Genomic DNA, 19,199 nt, shown 5'->3' on the forward strand with positions numbered 1-19,199 from the left:
CGGACGGCTTTCCGGCGGATGAGCCCAGCAGGAACGGCCGGGACATCGGGACTACGGTGAGATCAGGCGTGCCGGGCCGGTCGGGTGCGCCTGACGCGACCGGAGGTTTCGATGGGCCGGGAGGACACCGAGTCCGGCCACGCGCGGCTGCCGCGGCTGAGGCTGGACGAGCTGCTCGACGAGCTCCAGGTGCGCATCGACGAGGTGCGGGGCACCAGGGACCGGCTCAACGGGCTGCTCGAAGCGGTCATGTCCGTCGGCCGTGAGCTCGACCTGCCCCAGGTGCTGCGCGGCATCGTGGAGGCGGCCGTGACCCTCGTGGACGCCGAGTACGGAGCCCTGGGAGTCATCGGCGACGACCAGAAGCTCGCGGAGTTCCTCCCCATCGGCATCGAGGACGACGTGCGCGAGCGGATCGGCGCACTGCCCTCCGGACACGGCATCCTGGGCGAACTGATCCGCCACCCCGAACCGCTGCGCCTGCCCGAGCTGTCCGAGCACCCGGCCTCGTACGGCTTCCCGCCCCACCACCCGCCGATGCACACCTTCCTCGGTGTCCCGATCCGCGTCCGCGACGAGGTCTTCGGCAATCTCTACCTCACCGAGAAGCGCGGAGGGATGGACTTCGACACCGAGGACGAGGCCGTGGTCACGACCCTGGCCGTCGCCGCCGGCATCGCCATCGAGAACGCCCGCCTCTACGAGGAGGGCCGGCTGCGTGAGCGCTGGCTGGCCGCGAGCTCCGACTTCACCAGCGCGCTCCTGTCGGGCGTGGAGGAGTCCGAGGTCCTGGACGGGATGCTGGAGCGGGCGGTGGACATCGCTGGCGCCGACATCGGGGTCTTCTACCTGGTCGGACCCGGGGGTGAGCTGCGCGGATCGCTGGCCAGCGGCGAGGGGGCCGAGACCCACCGGGGTGTCGTGCTGCCCAGCAGCGAGGGAACCCTCGCCGCCGCGGCTCTGGAGCGGGACGGTCTGGTCACCGCGGCCGATGTCGAGCACGACCCCCGCATCACCGTGCAGCCCGAGCGCTGGAAGGGCTTCGGGCCGGCGGTGGCCGTCACGGTCGGTACGAAGGAGCGGCTGAGCGGAGTGCTCATCCTCGCGAGGCGCCACGCGCGGCCGCCCTTCGCGGGCGCCGAGATCATCGCCCTGCCCGCCTTCGCGGGGCAGGCGGCACTCGCCCTCGAACTGGCGGACCGGCGCCGCGACGCCGAACAGGTGAGCCTCCTGGAGGACCGCGACCGGATCGCCCGCGACCTGCACGACCTGGCCATCCAACGCCTCTTCGCCACCGGCATGACCTTGCAGAGCGCCCGCCGGTTCGTCGAGCACCCGGAGGCCGTGGACCGGCTGACCCGGGCGATCGACGACCTGGATGCCACCATCAAGATCATCCGATCCACGATCTTCGGCCTCCGGGACCACGAGGCCCCGGGAACCAGGCCGAAACTCAGAAGCCGCATCGTCAAGGCGGTGGACCAGGCCGCCTCGGCACTCGGCTTCGCGCCCGCCCTGCGGATGGAAGGCCTCCTGGACACCGAAGTGCCGGCCGACATCGCCGACGAGGTCATCGCGGTCGTCGGCGAGGCGCTCACGAACGTGGCTCGCCATGCGCGGGCCCGGCGGGCCGAGGTGTCCGTCGCCGCTGACGACGGCGTCCTGACGGTGACGGTACGCGACGACGGCGTCGGCATCGGCCGGGACCACCCCCGCAGCGGACTGCGCAACCTCGCGGAGCGTGCCGAACGCCTGGGCGGCGACCTGTCGGTCCGGGCCGGGGCGGGCGCGGCGGGGGGAACGCTGCTGGAGTGGCGCATCCCGCTGGCGTCCGACGATTGAGGAGGGCGACGGAGGACGACTGAGGCGGGCGACTGAGACTGAGGCGGGCGACGGAGCAGGGCGACGGAGGGGACGACTGAGGAGGGCGACGGAGAGGACGACCGAGGAGGGCGAGTGGCGAGTGAGGAGGACGACCGAGGAGACTACTTCTCGGCGTCGCGCTCGTGGACCTGTGCCGCGATGACGGCGGCCTGTACGCGGCGTTCCACGCCGAGCTTGCCGAGCAGCCTCGAGATGTGGTTCTTGACCGTCTTCTCCGAGAGGTAGAGGCGCTTGGCGATCTGCCGGTTGGTGAGCCCCTCGCCGATCAGTTCCAGCACGGCCCGCTCCCGTTCCGACAGCGCCGCGAGCCGCTCGTCCTCCGGCGCCTTCGCCACCTCGGGGTCCCGCAACGAGTGCATGAGCCGGGCGGTGGTGGCCGGATCGAGCATCGACTGCCCCGTGGCCACGGTCCGTACCGCCGACACGAGGTCGGAACCCTTGATCTGCTTCAGCACGTAGCCGGCGGCCCCCGCCATGATCGCGTCGAGCAGGGCCTCCTCGTCGTCGAACGAGGTCAGCATCAGACACGCCAGGTCAGGCATCCGCGAACGAAGCTCCCGGCACACCGAGATCCCGTCCCCGTCGGGCAGCCGCACGTCGAGGACGGCCACGTCGGGCCGCAGGGCAGGCCCTCGGGCCAGTGCCTGGTCCGCCGTCGAGGCCTCCCCGACCACCGCCATGTCGGGCTCGTCGTCGATCAGGTCGCGCAAGCCCCGCCGGACGACCTCGTGGTCGTCCACGAGGAAGACCCGCGTGGTCGTCGTCGTGTCGGCTGCCGGCAGATCGGTCATGGCGACCCCTGTGGTCGGTGGATACCTGCCCACCCCTACAAGGATTGTCCGTCAAGCCGCGTCATCCCGGGCACCGAGTTCCATCCGTACGTCCACGACACCTTCCACGGCCCGCACGGCGCGGGCGACCAGGGGCACCAGCGCGCGGTCGGACAGCTCGCCCCGCAGGACGGCCACCCCCTCGACGACCGTGACGTCCAGCCCTGTGAGGGTCGCCGCGCCCCCGAGCACGGCACGACGGACCTCCGCCTCGATCTCCTCGTCGTCCCGCAGGAACACCTTGAGCAGATCGCTCCGGCTCACGACCCCCTCCAGCATCCCGATCCCGTTCACGACCGGAAGCCGCTTCACCCTCCGCCGGGCCATGATCCGCGCCGCCTCCGCGAGAGAAGCGTCCGCGTGGACGGTCACGGCCGGACTCGACATGAGCTCCCCGGCCCGCACCGCCCTCGCCTTGGCGGCCTCGTCGAACTCGTCCGGACGCGGGTCCACGCCCCGGAACTCCTCCTTCGGGAGCAGATCCGCCTCCGACACCACCCCGACCACTCGGCCCTCCCCTTCCAGGACGGGGAGGGCGCTCACCTTCCACTGGTCCATGAGGGCGACGATCTCCTTGTAGGACGCGTCACGGCCGATCGCGATGGCGGTGTGGGTCATGACGTCGCTGACGGTGTAGCGCGAGACGGTCATCGTGTCCTCCCCAGGACAGCGGGTCGGCGTACCGACCGGCCCACGGGCGCGGTCTTCCGTCGCTCTCCGAGCGCCTTCTCCGGCCTCCCTCCGAGTGTCTCCCCGGCCCGGCGGCCTTGGGGAGGGCCGGATGGCCCCATGCCCTCGCCGTGCGATGCGCGGGAACCCGGGCCGGCGGGGGTCGTGGATGCCGGATGCGCAACCCTTCCGCTCCTCCGGCCGCGAGGGGCCTCGGGGGCGCCGTCGCCCTGCCCGCAAGCTCCACCGGCGGGGGAGGAGGTTCGGTCGAGGGCATGCCCGGGGGCGCCTGGGGAGAGGCGTGGAAGGGAGGCTCAGACGTCGGCCTCGGGCTGCGTGGCGCTGAGGTAGTGGATGCCGGTCCGGTCGGTGTGCGGGGCGAGCAGGTCCTGGAGTTCTCCGGCGGCGGTCTTCAGGAGGTTGCCGTCGCGCGTGGCGTGCAGGGTCTCGAGGACGAAGGTGACGTGGGTGGAGTCCTCGGTGACGCAGGTCTGGTGGGCGTCGCGGTGGTTCCAGTGGCGGGTCAGCACGATGTCGGCGTCGGCGTAGACGATCTCGCCGGGCCTGGGGTTCTCGACCGTGCCAGGTTCGCCGAGAGGGGTGAACTCCTCGCTGCCGTCCGCGGGGCGGATGTCGACCGCGCCGGTGACGCGGTCGAGGTCGAAGGCGCCGGCCGGCAGGCCGTGGCGGACGGAGACGGAGTTGTAGGAGTCGACGGCCGGGTTGATGCGCGGCAGCGTGCCCTTCTTGGTGAAGCGGCGGCCGAGGGCGTCGACGCTGGGGCGGATCCGGCGCGGGTTCGTACCGAAGGAGCGGTAGGCGGCATGCCACGCCTCGATGCGCGGGTCGGTCTCGTCGGCGGGCTGCCATGTGCCGTCGGCGAGCCGCCGCTCCAGGTCGTCCATGGCGGCGGCGGTGGCGGGCCACGGCTCGTGGCCGCGGATGCCGGTGGCGGTGACCAGGGCCACGAGGGCGTCGGGGAAGGCCTCCGCGACGGCGGGGGCGAGGCGGAAGACGGTCATGTGCGCGGTTCCGTTCGATGTGGGCGTTACTCTTCCAATGGAACGACCAGACCGTACAACGAATCGACCGCCCGGTGTCAACAGAACGACCGGACGGTGCAATGGAATGATCCCCCTGGTGAGGATGGTGACCGGATGGCCGAGACCGAGGCAGCCCTGCGCACGCTCGCGCGCAACGTGAGGGCGGCCCGCAACCGCGCGGGCCTGTCCCTGGACGAGCTCGGCCGGCGCGCCAAGGTCAGCAAGGGCGCGTTGGTCGGCCTGGAGAAGGCCCAGGGCAACCCGAACTTCGCCACCCTGGTCAGGCTCGCGGACACGCTCGGCATCTCCGTCTCGGCCCTCATGGAAGGCCCGAGCGAGGCCCGCGTCCGCGTCGTGACGGCCGACGCCGTGATGCCGCTGTGGAAGGGGGAGCGCGGCAGCGAGGCGCGGCTCATGCTGACGACCTCGGGCCCGGCCCCGGTCGAGGTGTGGCGCTGGCGCCTGGAACCGGGCGAGGAATACCCGAGCCACCCCCATCAGGCCGGCGTCGTGGAGACCGTCAGCGTCACCTCGGGTCGCCTGGTCCTCGTCGTCGACGGCGGCGAACACCCCGTCGAAGCGGGGCAGACGGCCACGTTCGACGGCGACGCCGCCCACGCCTACCGAGGCGCCGGCACCGAAACGTGCCATCTGATCATGACGGTCCACCTGCCGCCCGGCCCCACTCCCACGACCTGACCTGCGCGACCGACCTGTCCCGCGCGGCCGCGCACCTGGCCGATGGTGCCGGCCACAGGGCCTCACGAATCACGAATCTGCCGACTCCTTGCACGATCCTCTCGGCGACGGGTCGCCGGCACTCCCTGCGTGGTCGGATGAGGATCACGCCCGTTCGGGCGATGTCATCCAGAGCACGGAGAAGGAATCAGAAATGAGCGACCCGTCGAACCGACGTCCGCTGCCGCACGACTTCCACCCGCCGGTGCCCGTCCTGGCGGTCAACAGCGAGGACCTGATGGACGGTGGGGTCCTGCCGGACGCGCACGTGTACGCGAAGGGGAACTCCTCGCCGCAGCTGAGCTGGTCGGCGGGGCCGGAAGGCACCCGTGGCTACGCGGTCACCTGCTACGACCCCGACGCGCCGACCGGCAGCGGATTCTGGCACTGGACGGTCTTCGACATTCCGGCGGATGTCACCGAGCTGCCGGCCGGGGCCGGAACCGGGGCCTTCGAAGGGTTGCCGGCGGGTGCCGTGCAGGCCCGTAACGACTACGGCAGCAGGGACTTCGGCGGGGCCGCCCCGCCGCCGGGGGACGGTCCGCACCGCTATGTTTTCACGGTCTACGCCGTGGACCAGGAGAAGCTGGGACCGGACGCGGACGCGGCACCGGCTCTCGTCGGCTTCCATCTGCGGTTCCACACCGTGGCCCGGGGTCAGCTGATCGCCGAGTACGAGCACACCGAAGACTAGGACCCCGCACCCGGTTCTCGGGTCCCTCCCCGTCGGCGTCCCCTCCGCCCGGCAGCACCCCTCCCGCTTCCCCGCACGATCGTCGCGCGTCCTTGCACGATCCTCTCCCCGCTGGGAGGAGCATGTCGGTGGGTGTGCTGAGATGGCGGCATGTCCCTAGACGAGCTCCGCGATCTGCTGGAGCGGCATGCGCGGCCTGACCTGACCACACCCATCGACGGCGTCCGGATCTGCCGGGCCGACCCGGGCGCCGAGCCGGAGTACGCGATGTCCGGCGTGATGCTGGCGGTCATCGCGCAGGGCGCCAAGCGGCTCGCGCTCGGAGACCGGGTGTACGAGTACGGGGTCGGCCAGTATCTGGTCACCTCGGCCGATCTGCCGGTGACCGGACGCGTCGCACCGGGCGGGCCGCAACTCGGTTTCGGGATGACGCTGGAGCCCGCCGTCATCGCGGAGTTGATGCTGCGGGCAGGCCCGGGCGACCTGCCGCGATCGGCGGGGGCACCTCGGCCGGGGATCATGGTCAGCGCGGCCCCGGCGGAGCTGATCGACGCGATCGTCCGCCTGCTCCGCCTCCTGGACCGGCCGGGTGACCGCCGAGTGCTGGTCCCTTTGGTCAAGCGTGAGATCCTGTGGCGCCTGATGACAGGGGAACAGGGCGAGGCCGTCCGCCAACTCGGCCTCGCGGACAGCAGCCTGAGTCACATCACCCGGGCGGTCGACTGGATCCGGGACAACTACGCGGCGGCCTTCCGGGTCGAGGACCTGGCGCGTTCCTCCGGGATGAGCGTCTCCGCGTTCCACCGGAACTTCCAGTCGGTGACGGCGATGAGCCCGATCCAGTTCCAGAAGCAGATCCGGTTGCAGGCGGCGCGGCTGCTGATGGCCAACCGACCCCACGACGTGACCGGCGTCGGCCACCGCGTGGGCTACGACAGCCCCTCGCAGTTCAGCCGGGAGTACAAGCGCCAGTTCGGCGTGGCCCCCAGCATCGACGCGGCACGCCTACGCGAGCAGCAGCCCGCCGCCCCCGCACCCGCTGCCGCGCCCTGACGGGCGCGGGGGGGGCGACCCCCAAGAGCCGGAGAGCATCAAGGAGCGTCCCGCCTGATCAGAGGGGACGCTCCGCGGACGCGGCCACGGACCGGGCCGGGACCCACATGTCAGAATGGATGTGCCCCTTCTTCGTCCGGTTTTCATCATCGAGGTTCATCCGTGTCCCAGCCCGTTGGCCGTGTGCCGCAGCGACGCAATGCACGGTCCAACCGGGCGCGCATTCTGGCCACAGCGCGCCAGGAGCTCGGACGGAACCCGGACACCACTCTGGAGGAGCTGGCGCGTGCCTCCGGCGTCGTGAGGCGCACTCTTTTCGGGCACTTCCCCGGCCGGGCGGCGCTCCTGGAGGCGCTGGCCGAGGAGGCCGCCGAGGCGCTCAAGGCCGCCGCAGCGGCTGGAGTGAAGGCACCCGAGCCGGCCGAGCGGGCGCTCGCGCGCTTCTCGTTGGCGATGTGGCCGGTGGGCGACCGTTACCGGATGCTCCTGGCGCTGGCCCAGCGGGATCTGGGCATGGAACGGGTCGGTGAAATCCTCAAGCCCGCCAGGCTCAGGGTCACGGCCATTCTGGAGCGGGGGCAGCGGGACGGCGTCTTCCACTCCCACCTGCCGCCCTCGGTCATGGGTGCCGGCCTGGAGGCGATGACGGTCGCCCTGCTGGAAGAGGTCAACGCCGGCGCGCTGGAGGACGACGGGACGCGTACGGCCGTCGCCACGCTCATCGCGGCCGGTGTGCCGGAGAAGCAGGCGCGCGTCGTGGTCGAGGACGTGGCCGCCGCGATCGCGGCGGAAGCCGTCGCCGACAGCTGAGTCGCAGCACGGCTGTTGGTGCGAGACAGACCCCGGTGCGAAGGCATCGGGGTCTTGGCACGTGTGCCCCGCCTCCAACACCGTGGTGACGTTGGGGACGGTGCCGGGTGTCCCCTCCCGGCACCGTCCGGAGCCGTGCGCCGCTCAGGCACGGCCCGTTCGGGGGTGGAGGAGGCCGGATCGGGTATCCGACCTCCGGTCGGCGCTCAGGGGTCGCGCCGGGCCTGTGGGGCTCAGGCGGCGCCCACGGGCTCGGCCTCAGCCGCCACCGGATCTTCCTCGCCGTGCTTCCCCGTCGCCTTGCGACCGGGAAGCACGGCAATGACGATCAGAGTGCCGGCGCCCATGACGATCGCGCCGATGAGGCTGGTGTGGGCGATGGCGTGGGCGAAGGACTCGTGTACCGCCTCGATCAGGGTCTGGGCCTGCTGGGGGCCGCCGCCCGGGGTCTTGGCGACGTGCTCGGCGACCGCGAGGCCGCCGCCCACCGAGTCCTTGGCGGTGTCCATCGCCTCGGCCGGGAGGCGGCCGCCGATCATGTCGGTCAGCTTGTCCTTGTAGGACGTCGCGAGGAGCGAGCCGAGCACGGCGATACCCAATGCGCCGCCGAGTTCCAGCGCGGTGTCGTTGGCGCCGCCGCCGACGCCCAGCTCGGACTCGGGAAAGGAGCCCATGATGGTGTCGGTGGCCGGGGAGAGGCTCAGGCCGATCGCGAAGCCGAGCATCAGCAGGGGCGTCAGGAAGTCCGAGTAGGTCGAGCCCGACTCGATCTGCGTGAGCAGGAAGACGCCCGTCGTGCCGATCACCATGCCGGCGCCCACGACCAGCTTCACCCCCGACTTCGGGGCCAGCTTGCCGGTGACCGCGGCGCCGACGAAGACGGCTCCCGCCAGCGGCAGAAGGCGTATGCCGGTCTCCAGGGCGTTGTAGCCGAGAACGAACTGCAGGAACTGGGTGGAGTAGTAGATCGAACCGAAGGTGCCGAAGAAGAAGAACAGCACCGCGAGCATCGAGCCGCTGAAGGGGCGCTCCTTGAACTTGCGCACGTCCAGCATCGGGTTCGGATGCTTCAACTCCCAGGCCACGAAGGCCGGCAGGCCGACAGCAGCGACGACGGCCGCGGTGATCGGGCCGGCGCCCCAACCGAAGTGCGGGCCCTCGATGGTCGCGTAGACCAGGCTGCCGATGAAGACGATCGAGAGCAGACCGCCGACGTAGTCGATCCGGCCCATGCCCTTCGCCTTGGACGGCGGCACCAGGAGCAGTGCGCCGATGACGCCGAGGACCGCGATGGGGACGTTCATGAGGAAGGTGGAACCCCAGGCGTGCTCCTCCAGCAGCCAGCCGGCGGCCACCGGGCCGGCGGCGATGGCGAGACCGGACGTGGCGCTCCAGGCCGTGATGGCCTTGGCGCGCTCGGTCCTGGGGAAGATCGCGACCAGCAGCGACAGCGTGGCCGGCATGACGACGGCGGCACCGACGCCCATGATCGCGCGGGCGATGACGACCAGGTTGGTCTCGTGGACCAGGCCGCCCATCACCGAACCGCCCGCGAAGACCAGCAGGCCCAGGATGAGTGCGCCGCGCCGGCTGTATTTGTCGCCTATCGCGCCCAGAACGAGCATCAGCGCGGCATACGGGACGGTGTAGCCGTCGATGACCCACTGCAGGTCACTGCTGGACAGCCCCAGGTCCTTGGTCAGGTCCGGCGCAGCCACGACGAGCGACGTGTTCGCCATGACGACGATCAGCAGGCTGAGGCAGAGCACCAGCAGGGCCCACCAGCGCCGTGGATAGGGCCCGGTCATCTTCTCGGCGGGTGTGTTCACAAAGAGCGGCATCGAAAGCTCCTCGACGGGAAGGCGAAGCGGAGGCTTCGGGGTTCGCGGATGGGGTGTGAAGGGCGGGCGCCGCCGTGGACCGGCGAGGCACCGCAAGCAGTTAATTGCCCCCTGATGTGCAGGTTAGTTTATTGCCCATCGATGTGCAAATAACGGGTCCTCGCCCCATCGGCCAAAGGTTCCGACATGGCCGGGCGAGCGTCACGGACGCCTCAGGGCGCAGTCGGACCCTTCTCGCGAGGGCTCGCCTCGTTGCAGGGACACCTGTTGGGGCTCCTGGAGTGCGTCAACGCCGGGACCTGGATCGAGGTGGCGAACCCGTCGGTGAGCCCCACTGCAGCGGCGCCGCCGTGTACGGGAGCCCCTCGGTACCGAGGAGGCGGCGCCGGCTCGTTGTCGCGATGCAGTGCGCCTGTCGGCGGCGTGACCGTGAGTGCGGGCGTCTCCGCGGCGAAGGGCAACCGCATCGCCTTCGCGGACGTCCGTACGGTCCAGGACGAGCTGATCGCGCCCTTGAAAGCGCTGCTCGACAAGGCCCTGGAAGAGTGCGTCCCTCTGGAGAACGTCCCTAAAGGGCTGCACCTGCGCACGGTCACCGTCGCGGAGAACGGGATCGAAGCCCACTTCACCGGCCGCTCGGTCACCGTCCGAGCTCGTCGTCCACCGGGTAGGGGGAGTGGACGCAGGGGTGGGTCAGGCGAGGTCGGGGAGGGGGCGCCGGGCGACCTCATGGGCGTCGTCCGGCGGGACGCCCAGCATGCGCAGGACCATCTCGGCGAGGTTCACCGCGGCGTCGTCGCCGTCCACATCGGGGCGGGCGAATCGCAGCTCGACCAGGGACAGCAGAGTTCCACCCAGCGCGGACAGGGCCACCGCCGGGTCGACGGCGGTGAAGCGGCCGGAGGCCATGCCGACCTCGATGTCCCGGCGGGCCCGTCGCGACAGGCCGTTGTCCGAGTGGATGTGGCCCAGGCCGCGGCGGCGCAGCACCTGCATCAGCTCCGGGTGCGACTCGGCCATGCGGGCGCTGAGCCGGAAGCCCGTCGCGACGAGCTCCGCGGGGTCGTCGATGCCGGCCAGGTTCTCGTCGAAGGTCTGGCCGAACTCCTCCAGCGCGTCCTGCACCGCGGCCTCGAACAGCTCCGTCTTCGAGTCGAAGTGGTTGTAGAACGATCCGAAGCCGACGTCGGCGCGCTCGGCGATCGCCTGGATGCTGACGCTGGTGTCCCCGGTCTCGGCGAGTATCCGGCGGGCCGCGCGGACGAGGGCTCCGCGGGTCTCGGCGCGACGCCGCTCGAATCGATTGCTGGGCGGGGCTGACCTAGGCATACGCAGAGTCTAACCGTGGAGACGATGACCGTCGCAGTCCTGATGGATTCATCATTTCCCGCCGCGAACGCCTTGACGACAGAACTGTCACACTTGATGATTTCCTCATTACGGCAATGTCGCTTGGAGGACACCATGTCCGAAACCCGCGTCAACGCAGTCGGCGGCCCGGACGTCAGGACGGCCCATCAGGACCTCCACAGCGCTCAGGGCGCCCTGCGTGGCGAACATCCCGGGCGGTCCCGCAACCCCGTGATCAAGGTGGCCGACCTGGCCTGGCTGGAGTTCGAGAAGCCCGACCTGGACCGGGCCGAGGTCTTCGCCCGGGACTTCGGCTTCGGGATCGCCGCCCGGAGCGAGAGCGAGCTCTGGCTGCGGGGCACCTTCGCCGGCTCACCGTGCATGGTGATCCGGCGCGGCCGGACCTCCCGTTTCATCGGCCCGGCGTTCCGCGCCGCCGAGCGGGCCGACCTGGACCGGCTGGCCCGCGCCACGGGCACGTCCGTACGGGACGCGGACGTGCCCGGCGGCGGCAAGGTGGTCGACCTGCTCGACCCCTCCGGCTTCCCGGTCCGGGTCGTGCACTGCGGGGAGGAGCTGCCGGCGCTGCCCGAGCAGCAGCCGCTGCTGCTCAACTTCGGCACCGACCACCGTCGTACGAACGTCGTCCAGCGCCCGCCGCGTGAACCCTCCCGCATCCAGCGTCTGGGGCATGTGGTCCTGGAGACACGGGTGTTCGGGCGCGCCCTCGACTGGTACCTGGACACCCTCGGGATGATCGTGTCCGACTTCCTGTTCCTGGACGGCCAGCGCGGCCGTGGCCCGACGATGGCGTTCATCCGCTGTGACCAGGGCAGCCGGCCCGTTGACCACCACACGCTGGCCATGCACCTGGGCCCGGGCAACGGCTACGTCCACTCGGCCTACCAGGTGACCGACCTCGACTCGATCGCCGCAGGCGGCGAGTACCTGGCCGAGCGCGGCTACCAGCGCAGCTGGGGCATCGGCCGGCACATCCAGGGCAGCCAGCTCTTCGACTACTGGCGCGACCCCGACCGCTTCATGCTGGAGCACTTCGCCGACGGCGACCTGTTCTCCTGCGACCTGGAGCCCGGGTGGGCACCCATGTCGACCACCGGCCTCGCCCAGTGGGGACCTCCTGCCACCCGTGACTTCCTCGGCGCGAGCCCCACCCCGCAGCGGGTCCGTGACGTCATCGAAGCCCTGCGAGGCGACAACGAGATGGACCCGGCACGCCTGCTGGGCCTGCTCAAAGCCGCCAAGTCCTGAACCCCGACCCCTTCACGAAGGTACTGACATGAGCACCAACGTCCTGCGCACCGCCGACGGATGGTGGGTCCTCCTTCCCCAAGCTCTCGACTCCGCTCGAGCAGGGGAGACCCCAATCGACCGGGCCGTCCCCGTCGACACCAAGGCCGCCACCACCGCCGAGCTGATCGCCGACCGGGCGGCCGTACGCGAGGCCGCCCTCTCCGGGGAGGCGGGCACGCCCGTCGCCGACCTGGTCGCCCTCTCGCCGGTCACCACTCCCTGCCGCGTGGTCGCACAGATGGTCAACTACCGCAGCCACGCCCGCGACTCGGGCTTCACCGGCGACATCCCGCCCGCCTTCTTCCGCAAGGCGTCCGGGTCGGTGAGTGGCCCGGGCGAGGCGATCGTCCGGCCGTCGCACGTGAAGTTCCTCGACTACGAGATCGAACTCGGGCTCGTCATGGGCGCACCCCTGCCCGTCGGCACCGTGGTCGAGGAGCGTGACCTGCCGTCGTACGTCGCCGGGCTGGTGATCACCAACGACGTCAGCGCCCGTGAGGTGCAGCTGACCAAGACGCAGTTCTACGAGAGCAAGTCGTACCCGACCTTCACACCGACCGGGCCCTACCTGGCGCTGCTGGAGCCCGAGGACTTCGCCCACCTCCTCGATCTGCGGCTGCGGCTGTCGGTCAACGGCGAGCTGCGTCAGGACCGCACTCTCGCCGACATGATCGTCCGCCCGGCACAGGCGCTGACCTTGCTGGCCCGCTTCCAGACCCTCGACCCCGGCGACCTGCTGCTCACCGGGACCCCCGGCGGCACGGCCCTCAAGGCCCCGCCCAAGGCGGTCGAGAAGATCGGCGCGCTGCTGCCGCCCGCCGTGAAGTGGAAGGCGTTCTTCAAGAGCCAGGCCCGTAACCCGCACTACCTGCACAGGGGTGACGTGATCACGGCGACGATCTCGACCGCGGACGGGCGGATCGACCTCGGCGAGCAGCGCACGCCCGTGACGGACGCTGCGGGTACCCCCTCCTCGAAGAGCTTGGGGGAAGGACCCGAGGTGAGCCGCACATGACCGCCGACCAGGCCGGACCCCGGGACACCGCACCCGGGCCCGCACAGACAGACCCCGCACAGACAGACCCCGCACCCGTCGTGATCATCGGCGCCGGGCCGGTGGGCGTGACCGCCGCCCTCCTCCTCGCCCGGCGCGGCATTCGCACCGTCATCCTGGAACGCCACCAGGACGTCTACCCGCTCCCGCGCGCCGTCGCCACCGACGACGAGGTGCGCCGCATCCTCCAGGCCGCAGGCGTAGGCGAGGAGTTCGCCGCGATCGCCCGCCCCGCGAACGGACTTCGGCTGCTGGACGCCCGGCACCGGGTCACGGCCGAGTTCCGACGCTCCGAGCGCGGCCATCACGGCTACCCGCAGACCAGTATGTTCGACCAGCCCGAACTGGAGCGACTGCTGCGCGACGCCCTCGCCCGCCGCCCGGAGTGCGAACTGCGGGGCGGTGTCGAGGTCACCGGCGTCGGCCCGGACACCACCGGCCCCGTGCGGGTGACCTACCGTGACGACGACGGTGAGCATCATCTGTGGGCCGAGGCGGTCCTCGGCTGCGACGGCGCGGGCAGCCTCACCCGTGCCGCCATCGGCGCCGCATGGGAAGACCTGCGCTTCGAGGAACGCTGGACCGTCGTCGACGTCCGCACGAAGGCCGACGTCCGCTGCTGGGAAGGCGTCGACCAGGTCTGCGACCCGCACCGGCCGGCGACGTTCATGCGCGTCGGTGAGGACCGCTACCGCTGGGAGTTCCGGCTGCAGGACGGGCAGCAACCGGTCCGCGAACTGATCGCCCCGTGGCTGTCGCCCTCGTACGACGGGGACTTCGAAGTCGTACGGGAGACGCAGTACACCTTCCGGGCGCGGGTGGCCGACCGGTGGCGCAGCGGACGGGTCTTCCTCCTCGGCGACGCCGCCCACCTCACCCCGCCGTTCATCGGGCAGGGCCTGTGCTCGGGCCTGCGCGATGCCCACAACCTCACCTGGAAGCTGGCCCGCGTCCTGGGCCAGGGCGGCGACGAGCGGCTGCTGGACACCTACGAGAGCGAGCGCAAGCCGCACGCACGGCACGCGATCCGGCTCGCGGTCGCCATGGGGTGGGCCATGACCGGCGGCCAGGACGGCGCCGCCGCACTGCGCCGCAGGATCCTGGCCGCCGCCTGCCGCATACCCGGCCTCACCGCGGCTGCGGGCCGCGACCTCAGCCCACCCCTGACCGCCGGGCCCCTCGTCCGGCGCCGTATACGCAGGAGCCTCGTAGGCACCCACTGTCCCCAACCATGGGTGGCGGGACTCGACGGCCGGCGCTCCCGTCTCGACGAACTGCTCGGCGACGCCTTCACCGTCCTGACCGCCGCCGAACCCTGGCCCTCGCTGCGCGCCCTCGCCCACGGGCTCGGCGTCCCGGCGATCCCCGTGACCGACCTCCGTGACGACGGCACCCTCACCGCCTGGCTGCGCGCCGGCCGGGCGGACGCCGTCCTGCTGCGCCCCGACCGCGTCGTCATGGACGTCGTCCCGGCCGGGAGGCACGACTTCACGGACACCGCCGCCTGGGCGTCCCTCCTGCACACCACACGCAGCCCCCACCCTTCCCCACGGACCGTCGAGAAAAGCCTGCCGAGGAGCGCCACACGATGACCAGGCCGTACCCGGAACCCTTCACGACGCCCGATCCGCAGGCCGTCGCCGACAGCCGCCTCATGGACTTCGCCCGCCAAGCCGGCGTGGACGGCACCGACTACGCCACCCTGCACCGCTGGTCGGTCACCGACCTGGAAGGCTTCTGGGGCGCGGTGTGGGACTACTTCGACATCGACGCGGACTCCCCGTACGAGCAGGTGCTCGCTGAGGAGCGGATGCCGGGCGCCCGCTGGTTCCCCGGCGCCACCCTCAATTACACCCACCACGCCCTGCGCAACCTCACCGACGACACCGTGGCGATCATCGCCCTCGACGAGACCGGCTCCGGCTACGAGGTGACCGCGGGCCGGCTGCGCGCCCAGGTCGCATCCGTCGCCGCCACCCTGCGCGACCTGGGCGTCGGCAAGGGGGATCGGGTCGTGGGCTACCTGCCCAACACGCCGCACGCGATCGTCGCCTTCCTCGCCGCCGCCAGCCTGGGCGCCGTGTGGTCGGTCTGCGGGCAGGACTACGCCCCCAAGGCCGCCGCCGACCGCTTCGCCCAGCTCGAACCGACCGTCCTGATCTCTGCCGACGGCTACCTCTTCAACGGCAGCACCCACGACCGTCGCGACGCCACCCTCGAACTCGCAGGCGCGCTGCCGACATTGAAGGCCACCGTGCTCGTGGGCCACGTGGGCCTGCCGTGGCCGCCACAGACGTACCCGTCACTCGTGGTGCCGTGGGAGGACGCCGCCACCCGCACCGAGGAACTCACCTGCACGCCGGTGCCGTTCGACCACCCGCTGTGGGTCGTGTTCTCCTCGGGCACCACCGGCCTGCCCAAGGGCATCGTCCACGGCCACGGCGGCGTCCTGCTCGAACATCTCAAGACCCTCGGCCTGCACTCCGACCTCGGTCCCGGTGATCGCCTCCTGTGGTACACCACCACCCACTGGATGATGTGGAACCTGGTCGCCTCCACGCTGCTCACCGGCGCCACCACGTGCACCTACGACGGCAGTCCGGCGCCCTTCGCCAAGCTCGACGTCCTGTGGGAGCTGGCCGCGCGGCACCGGGTGACCGTCTTCGGCACCAGCCCCCAGTACCTGCTGGGCATGGCCAAGTACGGGATCGACCCCTCGGCCCACGACCTGTCGTCGATCCGTGTGGTCGGCTGCACCGGCTCCGCTCTGCCGGCCTCCGCCTACCCCTGGGTCCGCCACCACGTCGGCGACCACGTCCTGCTCGCGTCCACCAGCGGGGGCACGGACGTCGTCTCCGGATTCGCCGGCAGCGCCCCCAACACGCCGGTGTGGGCGGGGGAGCTCTCAGCACCCCACCTTGGCGTGGCCCTGGCCGCGTACGACGCCGAGGGCGTCCCGATCGTGGACCAGGTCGGGGAACTGGTGGTCACCCGCCCGATGCCGTCCATGCCGCTGTACTTCTGGAACGACCCCGACGGCACCCGCTACCGCGACGCCTACTTCTCCTCCTACCCCGGCGTCTGGCGGCACGGCGACTGGATCACCCTCACCTCCCACGGCTCGGTGATCGTCCACGGCCGCTCCGACAGCACCCTGAACCGCAACGGCGTACGCCTGGGCAGCGCCGACATCCACGACGTCGTCGAACGCCTCCCGGAGATCACCGAGGCCCTCGTCATCGGCGCTGAAGAACCCGACGGCGGCTACTGGATGCCCCTGTTCGTGGTCCTCGCCGCCGACGCGACCCTGGACGACCCGCTCCGCGAGAAGATCAAGGAGGCGATCCGGACCGGCGCCTCACCCCGCCACGTCCCCGACGAGATCCTCGAAGTCCCCGGCATCCCGCACACCCGCACCGGCAAGAAACTCGAAGTCCCCGTCAAACGCCTCCTCCAGGGCGCCCCGGTCGAGCAGGTCGTCAACCCCGCAGCCGTGGACGCCCCCGACCTCATCGACCACTTCGCCCAGATGGGCGCCGAACGCCGGGACCGGTCGACGTGACAACCGCGCGGATCACCCTCGCCGTCGTCCTGACCCTGGTCTTCCTGTCACTGGGAGCGGCGAAGATCGCCGCGGTGCCGTTCATGCGCCAGGCGGCAGCCCACCTCGGCATGTCGCCGGGCCTCTACCGCGTCGTCGGCACCCTGGAAGTCGCCGGGGCCGCCGGACTGGTGCTCGGACTGGCTTCCGCCCCCATCGCGGTGGCCGCCGCCATCGGGCTGGCGCTGCTGATGACGGCGGCCGCAGTGGTCCACCTGCGCCACGGCGACCCGCCCGTACGGGCCCTGCCCGCCGCCCTCCTGGCCCTGACGGCGGCGTCGTACGCCGGGGTGGCGATCGGCACCGGCTGACGGCCGCACCCCACGTCGAGCGCCCGGCCGCCGCCGTCGAGGGCGGATCGACCTCGGCGAGCAGTTCCCGCTCGCGCTCACCGAGCCGCCGGAAGCCCTTGCCGTCGCCGTAGTGCTGGTCCCACTGGTCGCGGGCCGCATACGTCAACGTGCTGTCATCGGTCCCACCCCAGTTCCGTATAGGCCCGGCCGGATCGGATTCCCTCGATCGCGGCTCGGGTGTAGGGGACGATCGGTTCCGGCAGGTCCTTCGGGCTCCACCACTGCCAGGCCACGCACTTGTCCGGCTCCCGGAGCTCCGGCGTGCCCTCCCAGAGGTGGGCGCGAAAGAAGAGCCCGATGCGCGGCTGGGCGCCGGGCCGATTCACCATGTGCACGGTGTGGACCAGTTCGACGTCGGCAGGGTCGATCACCAGCCCTGCCTCCTCGTACGCCTCCCTCACCAGGCATGCGGTCGCGGCCTCCGCCTCGCAGTGGCCCGCCAACAGATGCCAGGACCCGCCGGCGTACGCCGAATCCGGGTGCCGCAGTCCCAACAGGATCTGGCCGTCCCGTTCCAGGTAGAGGTGGACACCGACCACGTGCGGCACCGTCCCGGACGGTGCCCCCGCCGGCGCGGTCCCCGCGGCCGACGCCGGACCGCCGGCGGGCGCGGGGTGGTCGGCGGCGTGCCGCTCCAGCAGCGTCCTGGTCGACGGCGCCATCGTCATGTGCGGGAATTCCTCCGGGCTCACCCAGGCGAGCATCACGCCCTCCGTCAGGGGTAGCCGGGCCGGGTCCCCGTTCCAACGGCCGGTGAACAGCTGGATCGGCACGCGGGTTCCGTCGGTGCCGGTGACGTGCTCGGCCGCGTACGGTTCCAGGCCGGCGACGCCGAGGCCCGCCTCCTCTCGGAGTTCCCTGCGGATGGTGTCCAGCAGGGTGCGGTCCTGCGGCTCCCGGCCACCGCCGAGCAGCGACCAGCGCCCGGGCTCCCAGATCCACGGCTTGTCGGCGTCCCGCAGGTGCAGCAGGTACCGGCCCTGGCCGTCATGGATGATCGCGGAGGCGTTCACCGGCGCGATGACTCCGTCCAAGGCGGAGGCGGCGAGCTTGCCGCGCAGGGTGGGGGACGACACGTCTTCGAACGGCAGCCAGACCGCACCCGCCATCTCCCCGGCGTCGAGCGTGAGCCCGGGCGCGTCGTCGGCGAGGTAGAAGACGAAGCGGAAGTCGTAATGCCGGTGTGCCGGTTCGCCCTTCGCGGGGTTGGAGCCGATCTCGTGGACGTCGATGTCGATCGGCGTGTCGCGGAATTCCGGAGTCAGGACGAGGGCGGAGGCCGGGATCCCCGCCTCCTCCTCCACCTCCCGCAGGGCGGCGCCCAGCAGTGTGTCGTCGGCGGCTTCGACGTGCCCGCCCGGGGCGAGCAGCAGGCCTCCCGTCGCCTTGTGGCGGATGTGGAGGACCCGTCGGTCCCGGTCGATCACCACCGCGCTGCAGGTGATGTGGCCCGGCAGGGCGGAGCGATCGGTCGGATTCCCGTCGGCCTCCAGGGCCTCCAGCAGCCCGGCCATGGCGTCGCGCTCGTCGGCGTGCCGGTCCAGGTAGGCGGTGACCAGGGTGCGGATGCGGGGGAGCGTGGGCGGCATGTCAGAACCTCGCAGGCCGGGGAGGAGGGCGGTGATCGGGGTGTCGCAGGGTTCAACGACGCTGCCCGACCTGTCGAACACATGTGTTTCGGACGCACTACGAACCCCATGGGCAGGCGAATACGCGTTCGTGCGGTATGCATCGACCCCCGCCGTAGGAGGGTGGTGGCCGTGGCCGCGGGTGGCCGAAACGCCGACACCGTTCACGCGACTCGCGACTCGCGACTCGCGATTTTCGATGAGCGGCTGGCGGCTGGCGGCTGGCGACTCGCGGGTCCGGCGTCGGCCGATGGCCCGGAACAGAAGCGCGCATGCCCCCGACGACGGCCGGGTCGTCGGCCGTCATCGGGGGCATGCGGGGGGGGTCCGGGAGCGCGGG

16 protein-coding genes are annotated in these 19,199 nt (G+C 71.4%); 10 read left to right on the forward strand and 6 right to left on the reverse strand.

Annotation, left to right across the window (positions count from 1 at the left end):
* The first annotated feature begins 111 nt into the window (after nucleotides 1–111).
* Nucleotides 112–1,842: a GAF domain-containing protein gene (locus ACIGXE_RS06785; RefSeq protein ID WP_399744225.1), complete on the forward strand. Its 1,731-nt coding sequence runs from the start codon at nucleotides 112–114 to the stop codon at nucleotides 1,840–1,842.
* Between the two features lie 143 nt (nucleotides 1,843–1,985).
* On the opposite strand, the gene ACIGXE_RS06790 is transcribed toward ACIGXE_RS06785, so the two are convergent.
* From ACIGXE_RS06790 to ACIGXE_RS06800, 3 genes are all read right to left on the reverse strand, one after another.
* Nucleotides 1,986–2,675: a response regulator gene (locus tag ACIGXE_RS06790; protein ID WP_399744227.1), complete on the reverse strand. Its 690-nt coding sequence runs from the start codon at nucleotides 2,673–2,675 to the stop codon at nucleotides 1,986–1,988.
* Nucleotides 2,676–2,726: 51 nt separating this feature from the next.
* Nucleotides 2,727–3,365, reverse strand: a complete 639-nt coding sequence (locus tag ACIGXE_RS06795) for a CBS domain-containing protein (RefSeq protein WP_399744229.1) — start codon at nucleotides 3,363–3,365, stop codon at nucleotides 2,727–2,729.
* Nucleotides 3,366–3,697: 332 nt separating this feature from the next.
* On the reverse strand, nucleotides 3,698–4,405 hold the full coding sequence (locus ACIGXE_RS06800) for a B3/4 domain-containing protein (RefSeq protein ID WP_399744231.1): 708 nt from the start codon (nucleotides 4,403–4,405) through the stop codon (nucleotides 3,698–3,700).
* A 135-nt stretch (nucleotides 4,406–4,540) separates the two neighbouring features.
* On the opposite strand from ACIGXE_RS06800, the gene ACIGXE_RS06805 reads away from it, so the two are divergent.
* The 4 genes from ACIGXE_RS06805 (at nucleotide 4,541) to ACIGXE_RS06820 (ending at nucleotide 7,721) form a co-directional block, all read left to right on the forward strand.
* Nucleotides 4,541–5,125: a helix-turn-helix domain-containing protein gene (locus ACIGXE_RS06805; RefSeq protein WP_399744232.1), complete on the forward strand. Its 585-nt coding sequence runs from the start codon at nucleotides 4,541–4,543 to the stop codon at nucleotides 5,123–5,125.
* Between the two features lie 193 nt (nucleotides 5,126–5,318).
* Complete coding sequence (locus ACIGXE_RS06810) at nucleotides 5,319–5,858, forward strand: YbhB/YbcL family Raf kinase inhibitor-like protein (protein ID WP_399744234.1); 540 nt, start codon at nucleotides 5,319–5,321, stop codon at nucleotides 5,856–5,858.
* Between the two features lie 150 nt (nucleotides 5,859–6,008).
* Nucleotides 6,009–6,911 carry an AraC family transcriptional regulator N-terminal domain-containing protein gene (locus ACIGXE_RS06815; RefSeq protein WP_399744236.1) on the forward strand — a complete coding sequence of 301 codons (903 nt, stop codon included), beginning with the start codon at nucleotides 6,009–6,011 and terminating at the stop codon, nucleotides 6,909–6,911.
* A gap of 162 nt (nucleotides 6,912–7,073) precedes the next feature.
* On the forward strand, nucleotides 7,074–7,721 hold the full coding sequence (locus tag ACIGXE_RS06820; protein ID WP_399744238.1) for a TetR family transcriptional regulator: 648 nt from the start codon (nucleotides 7,074–7,076) through the stop codon (nucleotides 7,719–7,721).
* Nucleotides 7,722–7,954: 233 nt separating this feature from the next.
* On the opposite strand, the gene ACIGXE_RS06825 is transcribed toward ACIGXE_RS06820, so the two are convergent.
* Nucleotides 7,955–9,562, reverse strand: a complete 1,608-nt coding sequence (locus ACIGXE_RS06825) for an MFS transporter (RefSeq protein WP_399744240.1) — start codon at nucleotides 9,560–9,562, stop codon at nucleotides 7,955–7,957.
* A 693-nt stretch (nucleotides 9,563–10,255) separates the two neighbouring features.
* Nucleotides 10,256–10,891, reverse strand: coding sequence for a TetR/AcrR family transcriptional regulator (locus ACIGXE_RS06830; protein ID WP_399744242.1), 636 nt, complete (start codon nucleotides 10,889–10,891; stop codon nucleotides 10,256–10,258).
* Between the two features lie 135 nt (nucleotides 10,892–11,026).
* Here ACIGXE_RS06830 and ACIGXE_RS06835 point away from each other — a divergent pair, with 135 nt between their 5' ends.
* The 5 genes from ACIGXE_RS06835 to ACIGXE_RS06855 are packed head-to-tail and all read left to right on the forward strand — an operon-like array spanning nucleotide 11,027 to nucleotide 17,189.
* Nucleotides 11,027–12,181, forward strand: coding sequence for a VOC family protein (locus ACIGXE_RS06835; protein WP_399744244.1), 1,155 nt, complete (start codon nucleotides 11,027–11,029; stop codon nucleotides 12,179–12,181).
* Between the two features lie 28 nt (nucleotides 12,182–12,209).
* Nucleotides 12,210–13,238, forward strand: coding sequence for a fumarylacetoacetate hydrolase family protein (locus ACIGXE_RS06840; protein WP_399744246.1), 1,029 nt, complete (start codon nucleotides 12,210–12,212; stop codon nucleotides 13,236–13,238).
* The gene (locus ACIGXE_RS06845; RefSeq protein WP_399744248.1) at nucleotides 13,235–14,869 is read left to right on the forward strand and encodes a bifunctional 3-(3-hydroxy-phenyl)propionate/3-hydroxycinnamic acid hydroxylase; all 1,635 of its coding nucleotides are present in this window, start codon (nucleotides 13,235–13,237) and stop codon (nucleotides 14,867–14,869) included. Before ACIGXE_RS06840 ends, ACIGXE_RS06845 begins: the two co-directional genes overlap by 4 nt.
* Entirely contained in the window at nucleotides 14,866–16,839 is a 1,974-nt protein-coding gene (locus ACIGXE_RS06850; protein WP_399744250.1) for an acetoacetate--CoA ligase, read from the forward strand. Before ACIGXE_RS06845 ends, ACIGXE_RS06850 begins: the two co-directional genes overlap by 4 nt.
* Nucleotides 16,836–17,189 (forward strand): DoxX family protein, encoded by a 354-nt coding sequence (locus tag ACIGXE_RS06855; RefSeq protein ID WP_399744252.1) that lies wholly within the window; start codon nucleotides 16,836–16,838, stop codon nucleotides 17,187–17,189. The genes ACIGXE_RS06850 and ACIGXE_RS06855 overlap by 4 nt, the downstream gene beginning before the upstream one ends.
* A gap of 155 nt (nucleotides 17,190–17,344) precedes the next feature.
* Here the strand turns inward: ACIGXE_RS06855 and ACIGXE_RS06860 are convergent, their stop codons facing one another.
* A complete protein-coding gene (locus ACIGXE_RS06860; RefSeq protein WP_399744254.1) occupies nucleotides 17,345–18,820 on the reverse strand; it encodes an NUDIX domain-containing protein in 1,476 nt (491 codons plus the stop codon).
* Between the last annotated feature and the right edge of the window lie 379 nt (nucleotides 18,821–19,199).

This window comes from Streptomyces sp. NPDC053431, assembly GCF_044544925.1.
GTDB lineage: Bacteria > Actinomycetota > Actinomycetes > Streptomycetales > Streptomycetaceae > Streptomyces.

What these genes read in the sequence shown, in the direction of transcription:
- ACIGXE_RS06825 (WP_399744240.1), bottom strand. Translation starts at nt 9,562, where the DNA reads ATGCCGCTCTTTGTGAACACACCCGCCGAGAAGATGACCGGGCCCTAT.
- ACIGXE_RS06860 (WP_399744254.1), bottom strand. Translation starts at nt 18,820, where the DNA reads ATGCCGCCCACGCTCCCCCGCATCCGCACCCTGGTCACCGCCTACCTG.
- ACIGXE_RS06810 (WP_399744234.1), top strand. Translation starts at nt 5,319, where the DNA reads ATGAGCGACCCGTCGAACCGACGTCCGCTGCCGCACGACTTCCACCCG.
- ACIGXE_RS06795 (WP_399744229.1), bottom strand. Translation starts at nt 3,365, where the DNA reads ATGACCGTCTCGCGCTACACCGTCAGCGACGTCATGACCCACACCGCC.
- ACIGXE_RS06800 (WP_399744231.1), bottom strand. Translation starts at nt 4,405, where the DNA reads ATGACCGTCTTCCGCCTCGCCCCCGCCGTCGCGGAGGCCTTCCCCGAC.
- ACIGXE_RS06785 (WP_399744225.1), top strand. Translation starts at nt 112, where the DNA reads ATGGGCCGGGAGGACACCGAGTCCGGCCACGCGCGGCTGCCGCGGCTG.
- ACIGXE_RS06835 (WP_399744244.1), top strand. Translation starts at nt 11,027, where the DNA reads ATGTCCGAAACCCGCGTCAACGCAGTCGGCGGCCCGGACGTCAGGACG.
- ACIGXE_RS06790 (WP_399744227.1), bottom strand. Translation starts at nt 2,675, where the DNA reads ATGACCGATCTGCCGGCAGCCGACACGACGACGACCACGCGGGTCTTC.
- ACIGXE_RS06840 (WP_399744246.1), top strand. Translation starts at nt 12,210, where the DNA reads ATGAGCACCAACGTCCTGCGCACCGCCGACGGATGGTGGGTCCTCCTT.
- ACIGXE_RS06815 (WP_399744236.1), top strand. Translation starts at nt 6,009, where the DNA reads ATGTCCCTAGACGAGCTCCGCGATCTGCTGGAGCGGCATGCGCGGCCT.
- ACIGXE_RS06845 (WP_399744248.1), top strand. Translation starts at nt 13,235, where the DNA reads ATGACCGCCGACCAGGCCGGACCCCGGGACACCGCACCCGGGCCCGCA.
- ACIGXE_RS06850 (WP_399744250.1), top strand. Translation starts at nt 14,866, where the DNA reads ATGACCAGGCCGTACCCGGAACCCTTCACGACGCCCGATCCGCAGGCC.
- ACIGXE_RS06805 (WP_399744232.1), top strand. Translation starts at nt 4,541, where the DNA reads ATGGCCGAGACCGAGGCAGCCCTGCGCACGCTCGCGCGCAACGTGAGG.
- ACIGXE_RS06830 (WP_399744242.1), bottom strand. Translation starts at nt 10,891, where the DNA reads ATGCCTAGGTCAGCCCCGCCCAGCAATCGATTCGAGCGGCGTCGCGCC.